This is a genomic window from Autumnicola lenta (assembly GCF_031846515.1).
GTDB classification, from domain to species: Bacteria; Bacteroidota; Bacteroidia; order Flavobacteriales; family Flavobacteriaceae; genus Autumnicola; species Autumnicola lenta.
Window position 1 is genome coordinate 1 of record NZ_JAVRHO010000023.1, and the last position, 18,034, is coordinate 18,034.

General features: G+C 38.9%; 19 protein-coding genes. 6 read left to right on the forward strand and 13 right to left on the reverse strand.

All coding sequences use genetic code 11. From position 1 onward, the window contains the following. Window positions 1-817: sulfotransferase domain-containing protein (locus RM545_RS14320; RefSeq protein WP_311495971.1), on the forward strand; the 817-nt coding region annotated here is incomplete at its 5' end. Window position 818: 1 nt separating this feature from the next. Here the strand turns inward: RM545_RS14320 and RM545_RS14325 are convergent. The 13 genes from RM545_RS14325 to RM545_RS14385 all read right to left on the reverse strand — a co-directional run bounded on the left by RM545_RS14325 (window position 819) and on the right by RM545_RS14385 (window position 12,172). Further along, the gene (locus RM545_RS14325; protein ID WP_311495972.1) at window positions 819-1,034 is read right to left on the reverse strand and encodes a VF530 family protein; all 216 of its coding nucleotides are present in this window, start codon (window positions 1,032-1,034) and stop codon (window positions 819-821) included. A gap of 48 nt (window positions 1,035-1,082) precedes the next feature. Next, window positions 1,083-2,117 carry an ACR3 family arsenite efflux transporter gene (gene arsB, locus RM545_RS14330; RefSeq protein WP_311495973.1) on the reverse strand — a complete coding sequence of 345 codons (1,035 nt, stop codon included), beginning with the start codon at window positions 2,115-2,117 and terminating at the stop codon, window positions 1,083-1,085. 10 nt (window positions 2,118-2,127) lie between these two features. After that, window positions 2,128-2,760, reverse strand: coding sequence for a low molecular weight phosphatase family protein (locus RM545_RS14335; RefSeq protein ID WP_311495974.1), 633 nt, complete (start codon window positions 2,758-2,760; stop codon window positions 2,128-2,130). A 25-nt stretch (window positions 2,761-2,785) separates the two neighbouring features. Continuing rightward, window positions 2,786-3,256, reverse strand: a complete 471-nt coding sequence (locus RM545_RS14340; RefSeq protein ID WP_311495975.1) for a DUF6428 family protein — start codon at window positions 3,254-3,256, stop codon at window positions 2,786-2,788. Between the two features lie 49 nt (window positions 3,257-3,305). Further along, a complete protein-coding gene (locus tag RM545_RS14345) occupies window positions 3,306-3,635 on the reverse strand; it encodes an ArsR/SmtB family transcription factor (protein ID WP_311495976.1) in 330 nt (109 codons plus the stop codon). A gap of 116 nt (window positions 3,636-3,751) precedes the next feature. Continuing rightward, window positions 3,752-4,984, reverse strand: a complete 1,233-nt coding sequence (gene clpX, locus RM545_RS14350; RefSeq protein WP_311495977.1) for an ATP-dependent Clp protease ATP-binding subunit ClpX — start codon at window positions 4,982-4,984, stop codon at window positions 3,752-3,754. Between the two features lie 66 nt (window positions 4,985-5,050). Beyond that, window positions 5,051-5,731, reverse strand: coding sequence for an ATP-dependent Clp endopeptidase proteolytic subunit ClpP (gene clpP / locus RM545_RS14355; protein WP_311495978.1), 681 nt, complete (start codon window positions 5,729-5,731; stop codon window positions 5,051-5,053). 170 nt (window positions 5,732-5,901) lie between these two features. Then, entirely contained in the window at window positions 5,902-7,224 is a 1,323-nt protein-coding gene (gene tig / locus RM545_RS14360) for a trigger factor (RefSeq protein WP_311495979.1), read from the reverse strand. An 86-nt stretch (window positions 7,225-7,310) separates the two neighbouring features. After that, complete coding sequence (locus tag RM545_RS14365; protein WP_311495980.1) at window positions 7,311-7,652, reverse strand: phage holin family protein; 342 nt, start codon at window positions 7,650-7,652, stop codon at window positions 7,311-7,313. Between the two features lie 80 nt (window positions 7,653-7,732). Continuing rightward, entirely contained in the window at window positions 7,733-9,307 is a 1,575-nt protein-coding gene (locus RM545_RS14370) for an SGNH/GDSL hydrolase family protein (protein WP_311495981.1), read from the reverse strand. A gap of 10 nt (window positions 9,308-9,317) precedes the next feature. After that, window positions 9,318-10,574 carry an OmpP1/FadL family transporter gene (locus RM545_RS14375; protein ID WP_311495982.1) on the reverse strand — a complete coding sequence of 419 codons (1,257 nt, stop codon included), beginning with the start codon at window positions 10,572-10,574 and terminating at the stop codon, window positions 9,318-9,320. 121 nt (window positions 10,575-10,695) lie between these two features. Next, the gene (locus tag RM545_RS14380; RefSeq protein ID WP_311495983.1) at window positions 10,696-11,457 is read right to left on the reverse strand and encodes an alpha/beta fold hydrolase; all 762 of its coding nucleotides are present in this window, start codon (window positions 11,455-11,457) and stop codon (window positions 10,696-10,698) included. 1 nt (window position 11,458) lies between these two features. After that, on the reverse strand, window positions 11,459-12,172 hold the full coding sequence (locus tag RM545_RS14385) for a pyridoxine 5'-phosphate synthase (RefSeq protein ID WP_311495984.1): 714 nt from the start codon (window positions 12,170-12,172) through the stop codon (window positions 11,459-11,461). An 88-nt stretch (window positions 12,173-12,260) separates the two neighbouring features. Between RM545_RS14385 and RM545_RS14390 the strand changes: the two genes are divergently transcribed. From RM545_RS14390 to RM545_RS14410, 5 genes are all read left to right on the forward strand, one after another. Next, entirely contained in the window at window positions 12,261-12,917 is a 657-nt protein-coding gene (locus RM545_RS14390) for a CBS domain-containing protein (RefSeq protein ID WP_311495985.1), read from the forward strand. 48 nt (window positions 12,918-12,965) lie between these two features. Further along, complete coding sequence (locus RM545_RS14395) at window positions 12,966-13,850, forward strand: NAD kinase (protein WP_311495986.1); 885 nt, start codon at window positions 12,966-12,968, stop codon at window positions 13,848-13,850. 100 nt (window positions 13,851-13,950) lie between these two features. After that, window positions 13,951-14,652 (forward strand): type IX secretion system protein PorG, encoded by a 702-nt coding sequence (gene porG, locus RM545_RS14400; RefSeq protein WP_311495987.1) that lies wholly within the window; start codon window positions 13,951-13,953, stop codon window positions 14,650-14,652. Window position 14,653: 1 nt separating this feature from the next. Then, window positions 14,654-15,394, forward strand: a complete 741-nt coding sequence (uppS, locus tag RM545_RS14405) for an undecaprenyl pyrophosphate synthase (RefSeq protein ID WP_311495988.1) — start codon at window positions 14,654-14,656, stop codon at window positions 15,392-15,394. Further along, complete coding sequence (locus RM545_RS14410; protein WP_311495989.1) at window positions 15,327-18,032, forward strand: BamA/OMP85 family outer membrane protein; 2,706 nt, start codon at window positions 15,327-15,329, stop codon at window positions 18,030-18,032. Before uppS ends, RM545_RS14410 begins: the two co-directional genes overlap by 68 nt. Window positions 18,033-18,034 lie beyond the last annotated feature (2 nt).

Sequence of the window (18,034 nt, forward strand, 5' to 3'; positions counted from 1 at the left end):
GTCTTTTATCCAGCAACAGGAAATCTACCAGCAGGCAAAAAATATGGAGCTTAGCTTTAAAGGCCAGGCTGAGGTAGATATGATGGATATTGAAGAAGACGGTTGCTATTACAGGATTAGTTCGGTTTTTAGAGAAAAAATATCAGATCCTGCGCTATATGCAGATGCTACAAGCCTTGCCTGGACACATTCTACCTTATGCACCACGAGTTTTAATATTCTTCCTCTTTTCACAAAAAGAATTTGCATCGTTCGGGATCCAAGAGACAGGGCTCTATCTGCCGCAAAATTTGCTTTTACTCCGTATATGCAAAAGCATTATCCTTCACCTTATTCTTCTCCGGAAGAGTTTATGGAAAATGAATATTCTAACCTGCTGGAACGGTGGGTATGGTTTTATGGCAATTATCTACTTCATAAAGAAGAACTGGATATTCATTTTGTTTTCTATGAACGATTGTTGCACGATTTCCCTGAAGAATTGAAATCTTTACTAGATTACCTCCAAGTTTCTTTATCTGAAGAAGAGCAGAAGGAAATTGAAGAAGCCGTGACTTTCTCTAATATGAAAAATAAAAGCCCAAAGCACCTCAACAAAGGAAAATTCGGGAAATGGGTGGAGCAATTGAGCAAAGAACAAAAAGAACTTGCCATAGAAAAAGCCGGAGGTTTAATGCAGCACCTCAACTATCCTTTGGAAACAGCAGAAGGACACGGAAAACTACCTTCGCTTACCGGTGATATTCCGCAAAATAAACTGAAAGAAATGCTTCGGGATATTTCCTGGTACGAATTGTACAACAGCAACAGCCTTTAAACTAAATACTTTTCAGATATAATTGCTCCACTTTTTCGCGTGCCCATGGCGTTTTCCGAAGAAATTTTAAGCTGGACTTTATAGAAGGATCATGTGTAAAACAGCGGATGTTTATTCTCCTTCCCAGTTCTTCCCAGCCGTACTTTTCTACAAGAACGTTGAGTATGTCCACCAGTTTTACTCCGTGTAAAGGATTATTTTTTTGCTGTTGATCCATATTTGGTTTATTCAATTTCTGAAAAGTCTGCTTCAGAAAAATGAGAATTCAATAATACTTCTTTTTCAGCCAAAAGGAGACACGTACCAGAAGAATAAGTGCAGGAACTTCTATTAAAGGACCTATCACTCCCGCAAATGCCTGCCCGGAATTTAATCCGAAGACAGCTATCGCAACCGCAATAGCCAGTTCAAAATTATTCCCTGCTGCCGTAAAAGCAATAGCAGCGTTTTTATCGTAGGTTGCCCCCATTGCTTTGCTGATAAAAAAGCCGATAATAAACATTAGCGTAAAATAAATCAACAGCGGTACCGCGATCACCACCACATCCATAGGAATTTCAACTATGAGTTCGCCCTTGAGTGAAAACATAAGTACAATGGTGAAAAGCAAGGCGGTAAGTGTAATAGGCGAAATTGCAGGGATAAACTTGTTATCGTACCAATCGCTCCCCTTTATTTTAACCAGGAAGTATCTGCTCAGGATTCCCAGGACAAAGGGAATCCCCAGGTAAATTGCCACACTTTCTGCAATAGTTGCAATAGAAATATCTACTACCGCCCCATCGAACCCAAACATCGGTGGTAATACTGTAATAAACAGCCAGGCGTAAAAACTATAAGCAAACACCTGGAAAATACTGTTTAGCGCTACCAGGCCTGCACCATATTCGCTGCTTCCCTCTGCCAGATCGTTCCAGACCAGAACCATGGCGATGCAACGCGCCAGGCCTATTAAGATAAGACCGACCATATATTCGGGGTGATCCTGTAGAAAAATCATGGCCAGGGCAAACATTAAAATTGGCCCAATAATCCAATTGAGAAGTAAGGAGATGGAAAGTATCTTTACATTACGAAACACCCTGGGCAAAAGCCGGTAATTGACTTTCGCCAACGGCGGATACATCATAAGAATAAGCCCAACGGCAATGGGCCAGTTGGTGGTACCGCTACTATAGGAATCTATCTGCTGTGGAAATGATGGAAAAAGATATCCCAAAGCTACGCCAATTCCCATAGCAATAAAAATCCACAGCGTAAGATACGTGTTGAGAAATCCAAGTTTTTTATTTTCAGCCATTGAATAGGTCTTAAGAAGATTTCTGCTTTTGAACAGTAGAGAATACGTATAACATTTCTGTTGCTATTTCGTCACTACGCCCCTGATATTTTTCATCCTGTTGCGGGGTACCGTCAAAAGCTTTGGGATCTTCGTATTTCACCGGAATACGCTTTTCTGCACCGGGAATAAAGGGGCAGGTTTCATCGGCATGAGAGCAGGTCATTATCGCTGCAAAATCACGTTGCGGATTGGCCCTATCGTCGAATTTTTTGGAATACATCTTTAAAGCAGGTGTATCTTCAGCATAATTAACTGAATAAACCGGATTTTCAGTACCTTCAGATGATACCTCAAAACCGGCATATTTAATAGCAGACACAGCATTCCCGTTAAAGGCTGTAACCTCGACTCCGCCGGAAAATGCGGAAATTTGAATATTGCTGTAAGCGGCTATCGCCTGAGCCCAAATTTGGGAAAACTGACTTCTTCTTGAGTTATGAGTACAGATAAAATGAAGCTTTATTGGCTTATTATCGTCCAATTTGCTCTTTATATATTGAATTAGCGGTTTTAAAACCTCTTTTCGCGTTTCTGAAACAGAATCTATATCAAAAGAAGCTATTTTTTGCTGTACTGAAGGCAGTAAACTTGTTTTTTTCATCCTTTTATATGTCAAATTAAATTTATTAGCAGCATCCACTACCAGGTTCACAGGCCGCTGAAGATGATGCCTCAAATTTGGCAATTTTCGGCCTTGAGTTTTCCTTCACGCCACATTGATCCATGGCAAGACAGGCGGTTTGTTTATTTAACAGCAGAAAATGTTTCCCGTCGAAACCAAGATCATATTTGCCTATTGTATTTCCCTGATACTCTACCTCAATTTCCGAATCCTTCAGTTCAAGAAGTCTTTCAGATAGTTTTATTATCGACATTAATTTTTCCGGATGCAGACGATGGTCATAATCCTGTGCTTCCCACAGCTGGAAATTAACAACTTCTTCGTTTCTTAAAGTTCCTCCGCAATCGATAAATTTCTTGCTGACTTTTCCGATTTCGGTGACGTGAAAATGACGCGGAACCAAAGTACCATCTGGCAATTCAAAAGCAATCTGCTCCAGCTCATCCAGGTGCTTTTTAATTTCTGATAATTTCATAATTACTATTGTTTTATCGCAATAAAGCGATGATTAAAATTAAATTTTTTTAGCAACAGCTTTTATCTGAAGCTGTCTGGTCAAGAAAACCTGCAAAAAGTTCTTTTAATTCCTCCCACTTTTGGGTATCGATGCAGTAACAAACCCTTGTACCGTCAATATTTCCTTTTATGATTCCAAGATTCTTAAGCTCTTTAAGATGTTGAGAAATTGTTGGCTGAGCCAAACCTATGACTCCAACAAGATCTCCGCAAACACAGGAATCGGTTTTAAACAAATGCTGAAGAATGGCAATACGGGCAGGATGTCCCAGGACCCTTGCAGCCAGTGCCAGCTTATTCTGGTAATCGGAAAATATTTCAGATTTTGTAACGCCCACTTTTCTTCAGAATTAATTAATTGTAATATTACGATAGATGTTTCAATTCTCAAAATAAAAATTATAAAAAAAGCCACTTCCGATAGAAGTGGCTTAAAAAAATATTTTATCAAGCTTTAAGAAACTGCTTTGAGTTTATTAATTGTAGACTTGTTTAACTTATTCTCGGCATACTCTGCATCAACAACAAGTTTAGTTTCCTTACTTTCCGGCATTTCAAACATGGCATCTGTAAGAATTGCTTCACAAAGTGAACGCAATCCACGGGCACCAAGTTTATACTCCCCCGCTTTTTCAACAATATAATCCAAAGCATCTTCTGTAATTTCAAACTTGATATCGTCCATCTCGAAGAGCTTCTGATATTGTTTGATAATCGCATTTTTAGGTTCGGTAAGGATCTGTCTAAGTGTTTCTTTATCCAGCGGATTCATATAAGTTAGCGCGGGAAGACGTCCTATAATTTCAGGAATTAACCCAAAATCTTTTAAATCCTTCGGAATAATGTACTTTAACAGGTTAGTTCGCTCTATTTTGTCATCACTTTTGGATGCACTAAAGCCCACCGCCTGCATATTAAGTCTCTTGCTGATGTTTCTTTCTATCCCATCGAAGGCGCCACCGGCAATAAACAGAATATTCTCTGTATCGACTTCAATAAACTTTTGATCTGGGTGTTTTCTTCCTCCCTTAGGCGGAACATTTACCGTAGTTCCTTCCAGCAACTTCAACAGCGCCTGCTGAACACCTTCTCCCGAAACGTCTCTCGTAATAGAAGGATTATCACTTTTACGGGCAATTTTATCAATTTCATCAATAAAAACAATCCCACGTTGGGCTTTTTCGGTATTATAATCGGCTGCCTGCAGGAGGCGTGTAAGAATTCCTTCTACATCTTCACCAACGTAACCAGCTTCAGTTAAAACAGTAGCATCCACGATAGCCAGAGGTACATTAAGCATCTTTGCTATAGTTTTTGCAATAAGGGTTTTACCGGTACCGGTTTCCCCAACCATAATTATGTTACTTTTCTGGATCTCCACATCGTCATCTGAACCCGGCTGCAATAATCTCTTATAGTGATTATAAACTGCGACAGACATCACTTTTTTTGTGTCTTCCTGGCCAATTACATACTCATCCAAAAAAGATTTTATAGCTTTTGGTTTACTCAGCATTAAATCTGAAGAAAGTTCTTTGGCTTCACCCTGCCGGGATTCTTCCAGAACTATACCATGAGCCTGTTCAATACATCTGTCACAAATATGAGCATCCAGGCCGGCTATTAATAAGCTGGTCTCCGGCTTCTTTCTTCCACAAAATGAACATTCTAAATCTTCTTTACCCATTATTTCGGTTTTCCAATTAATACTTCAGGTATTATATAATATAAAAAATGATTCCTGAATTCCAATTTATGCTTCTCTTTTTAATACTTCATCGATCATACCATACTCCTTCGCCTTATCTGCCTTCATCCAGTAATCACGGTCACTATCTTCATGTACCTTCTCATAATCCTGACCGGAATGCTTAGAGATAATTTTGTACAATTCTTCCTTCAAAGTGATGATTTCCCTCGCAGTAATTTCAATATCACTAGCCTGACCCTGGGCTCCACCTAAAGGCTGATGAATCATCACCCTGGAATGTGGAAGTCCGCTTCTTTTACCTTTTTCGCCGGCACAAAGCAAAACAGCACCCATAGAAGCTGCCATTCCTGTACATATTGTCGCCACATCTGGTTTTATAAACTGCATGGTATCGTAGATTCCCAGACCAGCATATACACTACCTCCCGGGGAGTTAATGTAAATCTGAATGTCCTTTGAGGCATCTGTACTTTCAAGAAAAAGTAACTGCGCCTGAATGATATTGGCGATCTGGTCGCTTATACCTGTACCCATAAAAATAATCCGGTCCATCATTAAACGTGAAAAAACGTCCATCGCAACAGCATTCATCTGGCGTTCCTCTATAATGTTAGGAGTCATTCCCACTGGTGGAGTTACCGCACTCACCAACTTATCGTAGTAATTACTATTGATCCCGTGATGTTTGGTAGCGTATTTTTCGAATTCTTTTCCGTAGTCCATCAATTTTGTGTTTTTTATTTTTCTGCTTTATGACAGTCAAAAATTCAGCCAATTAAACTTTTACGTCAAATTGGCTTTATTCGTATCCAAAGCGGATAATTTTTACTAAAAAAGGTGTTAGACCGATTCGGTTTAACACCTTAAAGATAAGTATAAATTATAGAAAAAGCTTATTCATATATTTCTTTCACAAATTCTTCGTAGGTAACCTCTTTCTCATTGAAACTCATATTTTCCTTATAAAATTCCAATAGTTTTTCATTCATCACCTGCTCAGACAAACGTTTAGCTTCATCCTGATTAGACAGAATTCTCGCAGCAATATCGTCCAGTTCTTTTTCTGAAGGATCCATCTGGCCGAATTGAGCCATCTGAACTTTAATTTTATCAATTGCAAAAGCCTTAAGATCTTCAAAATTAATTTCAAGATCATTCTCTTTCATCACTTTACCTTCGATTAACTGATAACGAAGCCCTTTCTCACTCTTTTCGTATTCTTCTGCAGCTTCTTCCTCTGTCATTGGCTCCTCCCCTACAGTCTGGATCCATTTCTGAAGGAACTCTTTTGGAAGATCAAACTTAGTATTCTCTATTAAAGCTTCAGTAACATCGTTCATTAACTGCTGATCGCTTTGTTGCTGAAACTGCTTTGCAGCATCTTCTTTTATTTTCTCTTTAAGGTCTGTCACAGTTTTCACCTCATCCTTACCAAAAAGTTTATCAAATAATTCCTGGTCAAGATCTGCAAGCTCCTGTTTATTAACTTCAGAAACGGTAAACTCTATATCAATATTCAAATCGTGCGCTTTATCATGCTCGATCTTAAGGTGCTGAATTAAATCATGATCATCTTCAAAAAGATCTTTTGTGTTCAAGCTGATAGTATCACCTGCTTTAGCCCCAATAAATTTTTCAAGATTTTCTTTACCTTTTATTTTCTCTAGCTCTACAGAAGTTGAATTCTCAATCCCTTCCTCTTCATTCTTAAAAGTACCGGCTACGATATCACCTTCTTCAGCCTTTTCTTTAGAAACGAGTTTTCCGTATTGCTTCTGCATATTTTTGATCTGGTTATCAACCATCTCCTCATCAGCTACAATCTTGTAATGAGTGATAGGTTCCTTAACATCAAGATCTACGTTAAACTCCGGAGAAAGCCCAAGTTCAAACTCGAAGCTGTAATTATCTTTATCCCAGTCAAAATTTTCCTGTTCTTTAGGGAGTGGATTGCCAAGCACATCAAGCTTCTCCTCTTTAAGGTAGTTGTTCAATCCTTCCTGAAGTAATTTATTTACTTCGTCTACCAAAACGGCTTTACCATATTGCTTCTTCACCATTCCCATAGGCACATGTCCCTTCCTGAATCCTGGTATATTGGCGTTTTTGCGATAATCTTTTAAAATTTTATCTACTTTTCCCGAATAGTCCTCTTTTGCGATATCTACTTTTACAATCGCATTTAGTTCATCAATATTCTCTCTGGTAATATTCATCTTGACTTGTTATAAAATTTGGAGTGCAAAATTACACTTTTTTCGTAAGCCATCAAAGTTTCAATTTACTGAATTTCAGCAGGGTTCTAATCTGAATCTAAAATGGAAAATAAGAGCGATTGGAAAAATGATAGTAACAAACTGAAAATTATAGCCATTAACAGTCCATCTACCACAAAACCGCCTACAAAGGCATCTGCCAAAAGAATTATTATTGCATTAATGATTAATAGAAATAAGCCAAAGGTAATTATGGTAACAGGCAACGTAAACAATACAAGAATTGGTTTAACAATAAGGTTAAGAATTGCCAAAACAAGGGCCACAATAACTGCGGTAATATAGTTGTCTACACTAACGCGGGGCAGTAATTCGGCTAAAATAAAAACCGCTATTGCCGATAAGAGGATGCGTATAATAAACTTCATATAAATAATATTTGCTGACAAATGTGCAAAAAAAACGCCGGAGTAAATTCCGGCGCTAAAGTTTTATGTGAATTTTAATACTATTGAATATCGTTACTTAATGTGACCGTCCCATAGTTCCCTATGTTTACTTTAGGGACTTCTGAATTATAAGTTTCATTAATTTCATCAATAATACCATTGGCAATAATAGCGTAACCTCTGGGGGTTAAATGAATACCATCTAAGGAGAAAGCACCTCCTGTCACAAAGTCTGCAGTAACCGTACCGGCATCAAAAGAAATACCTTCGCTTGCCAATCGTGTCAAGGTTGCATTTGCATCTACCAGGCCAAGACCGTTAGCCTCTGCAAGTGCCGCAATGGTTTCGTTATATCTTTGAGTTGCCGTAGCAATCATTTCCTGCTCACTTGTGGTTAATACATGCTGATCCCCAAGAGGAACAGAAACACCATTTACCATCATAGGGTCTCCGCCCACGGTAGTACCAAGGAAACCGGAAGAGGTTAACGGGATAAGATCCCCAACAGTCGCCTGTCTTAATTGCCCTAACAGGCCTGCAGTTTGCGCGTCAAGATTAAAAGGAGCTCCCTGGATTATCTGGCTTATATCTATTAAACTTTCATCTGTAAGCGTCACAAAATTTTGTCCTTCAGTAAAAGTAATTCTTCTTGCCTGCACTTCTTCCGCAGATAATAAGCCAAGCCCCATAAGTCCCGGAAGGATCTGATCATTGTACGCAGCAAATTGAGCATTTAAAGCAGTCGCAGTTTGTGAATCCAACGGAATGGCGTTGACAGGAACAGTAGTAAAATAAGGTACAGAAGCAACATCAGGAATATTGATTAAAACTCCGCCAGATGTGGACGCAGACAGAGCCTGTACCATCTGCCCGTAAACTGCTGCAAAAGCATTTGGATCTGTAATGTCATTTGGACCGTACGTACCAAAATATTCCATTGGATTAGCACCAGCAAATGTTCCTGTTTGGTCCACGCCTACCCCTCCTGAAGCAGCAAATCCTAACACATCGTTATTCCCAATCCACAACGAAAAGAAAGTAGGCTCCTGCGCTAAAGCATCCTGGACAACCGTAGTTTGTGGCGAGGAAGCAAATCTCACAAAATATGGGTTTGCTGTAACAGGTTGAGTTGTTAGTCCAGATAAATCTCCATAGCCCGGGAACGCCAGCTGATAACTTTTAGCGCCGGGAACACCCATATTATTAAAACTACCTTCCAGTTTTGTACTTACATCTGTAATTGGTTGTGCTCCACGGTAATTTTGGGGACTTGGATTACTGCCATCTGCATCAAAAGAAAGCACTAGCCTTGTATCAAATCCAGGAATAGTCTGCCCTCCTAAAACCAGCCCTCCCGTATTGTCGTTTACCAAAGGCTGCCTAAAACCTTCAGTATCCTGAACTACTGCAAATTGCTGTGCAAGAATGTTTGGATAAGAGTTTTCCTGTCCGGAAATATACAATGCATTGTTTGCATATCCCGCGGTTAACGAATTCCCCAAAGCTACATAATTTGAAAAATCTGCTTCTCCATTATTGTAAAAACCTTCTTCATCTATGGGATCCTCAAATTCCGGTTCACAGGAAACAATACCTAAAGCCAGAACTGCTATATATCTAAAATAATTTTTCATGTGGTTCCTATTAAATTTTAATTGTTAATCCAAGTCCAGGCACAAAAGCACTGGATTTAAAAGTCCCTCTAAAAGGCACACCTTCATAATCAGGGAATGTTTCCGGATCAGGATTATAAGTTTCCTCGATTTCGTCAAACCTGCTGTAAAGGAAAGAGGCATCTATGGCAAAACGATCGTTGATATTTATTGAAAGCCCCCCTGTGAAGTTACTGGAATCATTACGAGGGGTTTCAGGAGCAAAATACCCGGACTGAACCGGCGATTCGTCAAAATAATAACCAGCACGAAGCGTAAAAGTTTCATTTGCCCAATATTGAAGTCCGAACCTGTAAATAGACGAGTTCTTGTAATTCCTTGGATTGTCTGAATCAGGAATGCCTGCATCTGCGAAATCTATATCCAACGAATTATAGACATCCCAGTAATTTCTATTATAATCTACCGCCACCGTCCACTTGTCAAAGCGGTAAGAGGCACCCACTGTAAGTTCTGCAGGTAGAGGCAAGGCAGCATCAAACTGAGTATCTGCGAAAGGGGTCGCGGGTGAATTTGGAATATTTTCAAAATCTGCATCGCCACCTTCAGCTTCCATAATTATTTCTGAACGGTAATTTACACCAAAACGCAAATTCTCGGTAGGACTGTACATGCCTCCAAGTGACCATCCCCATGCACTAACGCCCGAAGCATCAACAGTGACATTTGCCCTGTTTCCTTCCACATCAGCAAGGGTTCTGTCAAGGTTTCTATTGAAATTAACGGAACCATTTACGTAAATAGGACCACCACCAAGACTTAACTTCTCTGAAATTTTAACAGATGCTAACGGTTGGATGTAAATCGCCTGCAAGTCGATGTTATTAACCAGGTGAGAACCAGCCCAATCATCAGGCCACTCTACAGAACTACCATAAGGAGTATAGGCACTTAAACCTAATGTTAACCATTCATTTGCCCTGTATGAGAAATAAGCATAGAAAGGAGTTCCCACCGGACTATCAGTCTCGGCCATCTGCCCAAATTCTTCGTTTTGCCAGATTACATTAGAAAATACAGCACTTGCCCCAACGGCAACATTAATTTTGTTCTCCAGATATACCAATCCCGCAGGATTAAAAAAGGCAAGCTCTGCATTGTTTACCATAGCTACCCCTGTATGTCCCATCGCGAGAGAACGCTGCCCCTGAAGGCTCACCCGATACCCACCGGCATAAATAGCGGCAGAAGCTAGCCCGCATAAAACGAGCAAAAATATTTTTTTCATAAATTACTAATGGTTAAATTCAATATTGTTTAGCATAATGATGCTAAATATTAGAATAAAATAAAAACTAAACAACCAATGTAGTAATTTTATTATGCATACATAACATATTTAACATTCACTAGAGAAATTCCATTACGGCCTTCAAGAAATCTTTTCTCTTTTCTGCATGAACCCAATGGCCGGCACCGGGTATCGTCACAAGTTCTGCTTTACTAAATTGTTCTTTAATTGTTTTCCAATCTTCTTCTTTAATATATCCGGAATTCCCTCCTTTAATAAAAAGCGTCGCCTTATCGTAGGTATATTGTACAGGAAGTGCAGCTCCCAAATCCTCTATATTATCTTTTAAAACTCTCAAATTAAGCTTTAAAGCAAGTTTTTCTTTAGTTTTCCAGTAAAGATTTTTAAGCAGGAATAGGCGCGTTGGTTTATCTGGGACAAACTCTCCTAAAAAGTCTTCAGCATCTCCTCTCGAGGTTATTGTAGCTTCATCTAAAGCTGTTAAACCATTCAAAATTTCCTGGTGGTGCGGTGCGTAATATTTTGGTGCAATATCTACCACTATTAATTTCTCTACTAATTCGGAATTAAGGAAAGCTGTTAACATTGCGGTTTTACCACCCATGGAATGACCAAGAAGAATAATTTTCTCCAGGTTTTTCTCTTTGCAGTAATCTTTAATATCTTCAGCAAGAAGATTATAATTAAAGTCGTCACTATGCGGACTTTTTCCATGGTTACGCTGATCTATAAGATGAACCTCATATCCATTTTCTGAAAAAGAATTTCCCAGTGTTTTCCAGTTATCACTCATTCCCAGGAATCCATGCAAAATCAGGAAAGGTGTACCTTCTCCTAGTATAGTTGAATGTAATTTCATCTTATTTTAACAGCTTTAAATAATTTTGTATTGTTTTTTCCAGACCCATATATAACGATTCTGCAATAAGGGCATGACCAATAGAAACTTCTTCTAAATGAGCGACCTTCTCTTTAAAATATCCGATATTTTCTAAAGAAAGATCATGGCCTGCATTTACCTCCAACCCCAACTCATGAGCAATTTTAGCACATTCAGCATACGAGCCCACATCTCCTTTCTTCCCATTTGCATAAGATACCGCATAAGCTTCCGTATATAATTCAATTCTATCTGCTCCTGTTTCCGCTGCCGCCCTTACCATTGCAGGATCGGGGTCTACAAAAACAGAAGTTCTGATATTGTGTTCTTTAAAAACTGATATCACTTCCTTTAAATAAGTTTTATTTTTTACAGTGTCCCATCCCGCATTAGAGGTAATAGCATCTTCTTTATCTGGAACAAGCGTCACCTGCGCTGGTTTTACCTGCAACACAAGATTGACAAACTTAGTAATAGGATTTCCTTCAATATTAAATTCTGTAGTAAGGACACCGCTAAGATCAAGAACATCCTGATAGGTAATATGCCGCTCATCAGGTCTTGGATGTACAGTTATGCCCTCTGCTCCAAAAGATTCTATGTCTAGCGCTACCTGAACAACATTGGGAATATTTCCGCCACGGGCATTTCGCAGAGTAGCTATTTTATTAATATTTACACTTAATTTGGTCATATTTTCCACTTTATATAACAAAAATACAAAGTTGCCCCTGCTTCATTGAATATTATTTTGATTAATTTGCAGAAAAAGGAGCAAGGTTATGAGCATGGAGGAATACATATTAAATGACGTAAAAATTCTCAAACTCTCTGACAGGATTGGAGAAACCCAGGATTTATTTAACAATCTAACCTATACACATCTGCCGGTAGAAAAAAGCGGAACCTACATTGGATGTATTTCAGAAAATGATATCCGCTGCTTTGATGCAGAAAAGACTCTGGAGGACTATCAATATGCTTTGGAAGGTTTTTTTGTAAGGGAAAATGGTTATTGGCTGGATATACTTGAATCTTTTGCTCAAAATGACACCAATTTGCTTCCGGTTTTAGATGAAGGCAATATATATCAGGGCTATTTCGAAGTAAACGATATGATAGGTCTTTTCAATGAGACACCTTTTTTAAATGAATCAGGAAACATCCTTGTGGTCGAAAAAAATTTTAAAGACTATTCCATTAGTGAAGTAAGCCAAATAATAGAGACCAATAATGGGCATATTTTAGGTGCCTTTGTTTCTAAGATAGAAAATGATGTTGCTCAAATCACCATTAAAACAAGTCCGACAGCCATGACTGCTATTATCCAGGCTTTTAGACGTTATGGCTACAATATTATTTCTGAACACCAGGAAGATACTTTTAAAAAGAATATGAAAGACAGGTCTAAATATCTGGATAAGTACCTCAACATCTAAATTATCTTACTTCTGAAAAGCAGGAATTCTTTTTTAATACTTATATGAATGAAAATAGGGATTTACGGACAATTTTATCACACGAATGCAGGAAAATATATCGGACAGTTACTGGAACTGCTCGACAGGGAAAATGTTGAAGTTATAATAGAAGAAAATTTTCTTGATCTAATTAACCAGAATGAGACTATCAACAAAGAATACAACCATTTCAGGACTTTTGAAGAACTGGATAATTCTTACGACCTTTTTTTCTGTATTGGAGGAGATGGAACTATTCTGAAATCTATTAATTATATCCGTGATCTTGATATTCCAATTTTAGGTATTAACACCGGCAGACTCGGTTTTTTGGCTACAATTCAAAAAGAGGAGATCAAAGCTACTATTCATAATATTCTTCAGAAAAATTACAGCATTTCAGAAAGAACCGTCCTTAAAATAGCTACAAATCCTGAAAGTCCTGATGTTGTTTTTAAACATGTAGCCCTTAACGAAATTGCTGTTAGCCGAAGGAACACCACCTCTATGATTACAGTAGATACCTGGCTGGATGACCAGTACCTTACTTCTTACTGGGCAGACGGAGTGATTATCTCTACCCCCACAGGATCAACAGGATACTCCCTAAGTTGCGGAGGACCCGTTATCACGCCAAATGTAAATTCCCTTATTATTACTCCTATTGCACCTCACAATCTTAATGCCCGACCTTTGGTAATTACAGATAATACAAAAATCCGACTCAGGGTTTCCGGGAGGGAAAGCTCTTACCTTGTTTCTATGGATTCCCGAATTGCCACTCTGGAAAACAACACAGAAATTACTATAGAAAAGGCTCCCTTTGTCATTAAAATTGTAGAATTGCACGGCGACAGTTTTTTAAAAACACTCCGAAAGAAGCTGCTTTGGGGAGAAGATAAGCGCAACTAGGCAATAAAAGTTTTGCAAATCTGTTTATAACTGTATACAAAAATGTTCAAATTATTGTGGAGCAAACATAATTGTTATATTTGCAGACTTTTAAAAACCTATGAAGCACCTACTTGCTTTTGCCATTTTGGTTATTTACACCACGCTTTCCTACTCCCAGACCTTTGAAGTAGGGCCTTTTATTGGTGGAGCCAATTACATTGGAGATGTAGGCAAATCTAATTTTATTTATCCAAATACATTAGTAGCTGGAGCGATAGCCAAATGGAATAGAAGTCCCCGGCATGCTTTTCGCCTGTCCCTGCTTTATGCAGAAATTGCTGCAGATGACGCGGAATCCAATGAGACAAGAAGACAGCAGCGAGGGTATTCCTTCAGCAACACTGTTGCCGAAGCTTCTTTGGGTGTCGAATTCAATTTCTGGAGTTATGATTTACATGAAGGTGTCCCTCAAAGTACGCCTTACCTTTACACAGGATTAACTTTTTTTAGAGCAGATCATGTTTACCTCCGAAATGGAAGAGGTGGAAATCTGGAAAATGAAGGTACCAATTGGGAATTTGCAATTCCCATGGTCCTGGGATATAAAGAAACTATTACAGAACATATTATTGGAGGTCTGGAAATAGGCGCTCGTTATACATTTTCAGACAATCTGGATGGTAGCTGGCCTTCTGAACTTCTGGGGAGAAGGGATCCACCTATTGAATTTGGAAACAGAAATACTTCAGACTGGTATGTATTTACTGGGATAAGTTTTACTTTTACCTTCGGAAGAAAACCATGCTATAGCCGCTTTTAATATGATTTTTAGAGACGAAATAAACCTTAAGAAACTACCTCTGCATATTGCGGTTATTATGGATGGCAATGGACGGTGGGCACAGAAAAAAGGCTTCTTAAGGGCTGCAGGGCACGAAGAAGGAACTACTGCTGTAAGAGACGTGGTAGAAGGATGTGCCGAGATTGGAGTAAACAACCTTACCCTCTATGCCTTTTCTACTGAAAACTGGAACCGGCCAAAACTTGAAGTAGATTTACTTATGAAGCTATTAGTTTCTTCTCTTAAAAAAGAAATTAAAACTCTCCAAGACAACAACATCCAGCTAAAGGCAATAGGGAACATTCAAAGCCTTCCTAAAAAAGCACGTAAGGAACTATTAGAAGTTATTGATAAAACCAGCTCTAATAAAAAGATGGTGCTTACCCTTGCATTAAGTTATGGTTCCAGGGAAGAATTAACCAACTGCATTAAAAAAATAAGCAAAGAGGTTAAAAATAATGATTTATCTATTGATGCTATTGACGAATCGATTATAAATAAGCATCTTTACACCCACAATCTACCGGACGTAGACCTTTTAATCAGGACCAGCGGCGAGCAGCGAATAAGTAATTTCCTGCTATGGCAGATAGCATACGCCGAATTATATTTTACAAAAATTTTATGGCCCGATTTCAGAAAAGAAGATCTTTTTGAAGCCATTTACAATTATCAAAACAGAGAACGAAGATTTGGAAAAATTAGTGAGCAACTCGATTAATGCATTCACAACAGGGAGACTTTTAGCAGTCTTAGCATTCATAATTACCTTTAGTACATCCACAAAAGCTCAGGATCTCCCTCTTGCCAACGGAGAAAAGTATATTATTGGAGACATTACAGTTACCGGTACAGTAAGCTTTAATGAGCAAACAGTAATCGCCTACACCGGTTTAAAAGAGGGTGAAGAGATTTACATTCCCGGAGAACGTTTAAGTAAGATTGTTCAGAAACTTTGGGACATCGGTAGTTTCAGTGACATCAATTTTTACATTACTAATGTAGAAGGAAACGTGGCAGATTTGGAACTAGAAATTCAGGAAGTACCTCAGCTGGCCCAGGCACGCATCCAGGGAGTAAAAAAGAAAAGAGAAAAAGAGGAGCTGATTGAGGAAAATAGCTTAACACCCGGAACAAAGGTTACTGAAAACCTTATCACCACTACAAAGAACTATATTGAAAATAAGTACAAAAAAGAAGGTTACTTTAACACCAAAGTAGCTATAAATACAATCCCTATAGAAGATACTGCCACCTCTCAGGCCAACCGTGTAAATATGGTTGTAAATGTGGACCGGGGAGATCGTGTCAAGATTGAAGACATTGAGTTTATTGGAAACGAAGTCTTTTCCGACGCCAAGCTAAGGCGAAACATGAAAAATACAAAAGAGAAAAATATCTTCCGCTTCTGGAAAAGATCAAAATTTGTTCGCAGTGACTATCAGGAAGACAAAGTTGCCGTAGTGGACAAATACAAAGAAAACGGCTTTAGAAATGCCAGGATCGTTTCTGATTCTCTAGTCCGCATAGATGATGAAACCATTGCGCTTCAACTAAAAATTGAGGAAGGCGACCGCTACTATATTGGAGAAATAGATTTTGTTGGAAACAGTGTGTATACAGATGAACAACTTTCAAGAGTTTTCGGAATTCAGAAAGGAGATGTTTACAACGGCGTTTTACTGGATAAAAGAATAGCAGATAACACCAAACCCGATGCCCAGGATCTAACAAATCTGTACCAAAACAACGGATATCTTTTTTCTAATATCAACCTGGTGGAAACCAGTGTTGAAAATGACACCATAGATTTTGAAGTGAGAATTTCCGAAGGAAAAGAAGCGTACTTCAATAAAATTCGGGTAACAGGCAACGACAGAACAAAAGACAATGTAATTTATAGAGAACTTTTAACCAAGCCGGGACAAAAATATAGCAAAGCCAACATAATGGGTACGCTACGTGAATTGGGACAACTTGGTTTCTTTGATGCTGAACAATTAAGTCCTAATCTCATAGATCCTAATCCCAATACAGGAACTTTGGATCTGGAATATTCTGTTGTAGAATCAGGAGCCAGCCAAATCGAATTACAGGGAGGTTATGGTGGTGGAGGTTTCATTGGAACGTTAGGTCTTTCCTTTAACAATTTCTCTCTTGGAAGCATCTTCGATAAAGAAGCTTATAAACCTGTACCAATGGGTGACGGGCAAAGCCTCTCCCTTAGAGCCCAGGCGAGTACTTTTTATCAAACATATAGTCTTTCCTTTCGTGAGCCGTGGTTGGGAGGTGTAAAGCCAGTGAGTTTTTCTACTTCTTTCAGTTACACACGACAATTTTTGTTTGATTACCTAAGCAGAAGGGCAGACAAAACCAGAAGTTTTGATATTCTTGGCGTGAGTGTTGGATTAGCAAAACGATTAAGTGTTCCAGACAGATTCATGACCGTTTCTCATGCGGTAGGTTTCCAGAGATACGACCTTAACAATTATAACACCGGCCTCTTTACATTTGGTGATGGATATTCGAACAACCTCACTTACACATTTGGATTAACAAGGGATAACACCTACACCAACCCCGTATTTCCGGTTGGGGGATCACAGTTTAGATTAACAGCAAAATTCACCCCTCCATATTCTCTATGGAATGGAGTAGATTATGCAAATCTTGGCGAGCAGGAGGAATTTCAATTAAAAGATGGCGAGGGTAATTTTATTGGCGCTAACGGGCAGAGAGTGGCACCAGAAAATGCGATTCCAGACCAAAGAAAAGTAGACCAGGAAAAATTTAAGTGGCTGGAATTTTACAAGGTTAAATTTAACGGTACGTGGTATACGACTTTAGCCAATTTTGGAACCAATAAAAATCTTGTTTTACGAACAAATGCTGAATATGGTTTCCTTGGAGCTTATAATAATGAAAGAGGAATTCCACCCTTCGAGCGTTTCTACCTGGGCGGTGACGGATTAGGAGCTTATAGTCTTGACGGAAGAGAAACCATACAATTAAGAGGTTATGCGAACCAGTCTGTCGTTCCTTTAGATCGCGCCACGGGAGCAACAGATGACGGCGCAACGATTTACAATAAATATTCATTGGAGATGCGTTTCCCTATCACTTTGAAACAATCGGCATCTATATACGCCCTGACTTTCCTTGAAGGAGGTGCTTCTTATGACAATTTTCGGGATTTCAACCCGTTCCAGTTAAACAGATCCGCGGGAGCCGGTATCCGGATTTTTATGCCGATGTTTGGTTTATTGGGAATTGATTTCGGGTATGGATTTGACCAGGTTGTGGGCGAACAGGGACCGCATGGTTGGGAGACTCATTTTATTCTTAACCAGCAGTTTTAAAT

What these genes read in the sequence shown, in the direction of transcription:
- RM545_RS14325 (WP_311495972.1), bottom strand. Translation starts at nt 1,034, where the DNA reads ATGGATCAACAGCAAAAAAATAATCCTTTACACGGAGTAAAACTGGTG.
- arsB (WP_311495973.1), bottom strand. Translation starts at nt 2,117, where the DNA reads ATGGCTGAAAATAAAAAACTTGGATTTCTCAACACGTATCTTACGCTG.
- RM545_RS14335 (WP_311495974.1), bottom strand. Translation starts at nt 2,760, where the DNA reads ATGAAAAAAACAAGTTTACTGCCTTCAGTACAGCAAAAAATAGCTTCT.
- RM545_RS14340 (WP_311495975.1), bottom strand. Translation starts at nt 3,256, where the DNA reads ATGAAATTATCAGAAATTAAAAAGCACCTGGATGAGCTGGAGCAGATT.
- clpX (WP_311495977.1), bottom strand. Translation starts at nt 4,984, where the DNA reads ATGGGTAAAGAAGATTTAGAATGTTCATTTTGTGGAAGAAAGAAGCCG.
- clpP (WP_311495978.1), bottom strand. Translation starts at nt 5,731, where the DNA reads ATGGACTACGGAAAAGAATTCGAAAAATACGCTACCAAACATCACGGG.
- tig (WP_311495979.1), bottom strand. Translation starts at nt 7,224, where the DNA reads ATGAATATTACCAGAGAGAATATTGATGAACTAAATGCGATTGTAAAA.
- RM545_RS14365 (WP_311495980.1), bottom strand. Translation starts at nt 7,652, where the DNA reads ATGAAGTTTATTATACGCATCCTCTTATCGGCAATAGCGGTTTTTATT.
- RM545_RS14370 (WP_311495981.1), bottom strand. Translation starts at nt 9,307, where the DNA reads ATGAAAAATTATTTTAGATATATAGCAGTTCTGGCTTTAGGTATTGTT.
- RM545_RS14375 (WP_311495982.1), bottom strand. Translation starts at nt 10,574, where the DNA reads ATGAAAAAAATATTTTTGCTCGTTTTATGCGGGCTAGCTTCTGCCGCT.
- RM545_RS14380 (WP_311495983.1), bottom strand. Translation starts at nt 11,457, where the DNA reads ATGAAATTACATTCAACTATACTAGGAGAAGGTACACCTTTCCTGATT.
- RM545_RS14385 (WP_311495984.1), bottom strand. Translation starts at nt 12,172, where the DNA reads ATGACCAAATTAAGTGTAAATATTAATAAAATAGCTACTCTGCGAAAT.
- RM545_RS14390 (WP_311495985.1), top strand. Translation starts at nt 12,261, where the DNA reads ATGAGCATGGAGGAATACATATTAAATGACGTAAAAATTCTCAAACTC.
- RM545_RS14395 (WP_311495986.1), top strand. Translation starts at nt 12,966, where the DNA reads ATGAAAATAGGGATTTACGGACAATTTTATCACACGAATGCAGGAAAA.
- porG (WP_311495987.1), top strand. Translation starts at nt 13,951, where the DNA reads ATGAAGCACCTACTTGCTTTTGCCATTTTGGTTATTTACACCACGCTT.
- uppS (WP_311495988.1), top strand. Translation starts at nt 14,654, where the DNA reads ATGATTTTTAGAGACGAAATAAACCTTAAGAAACTACCTCTGCATATT.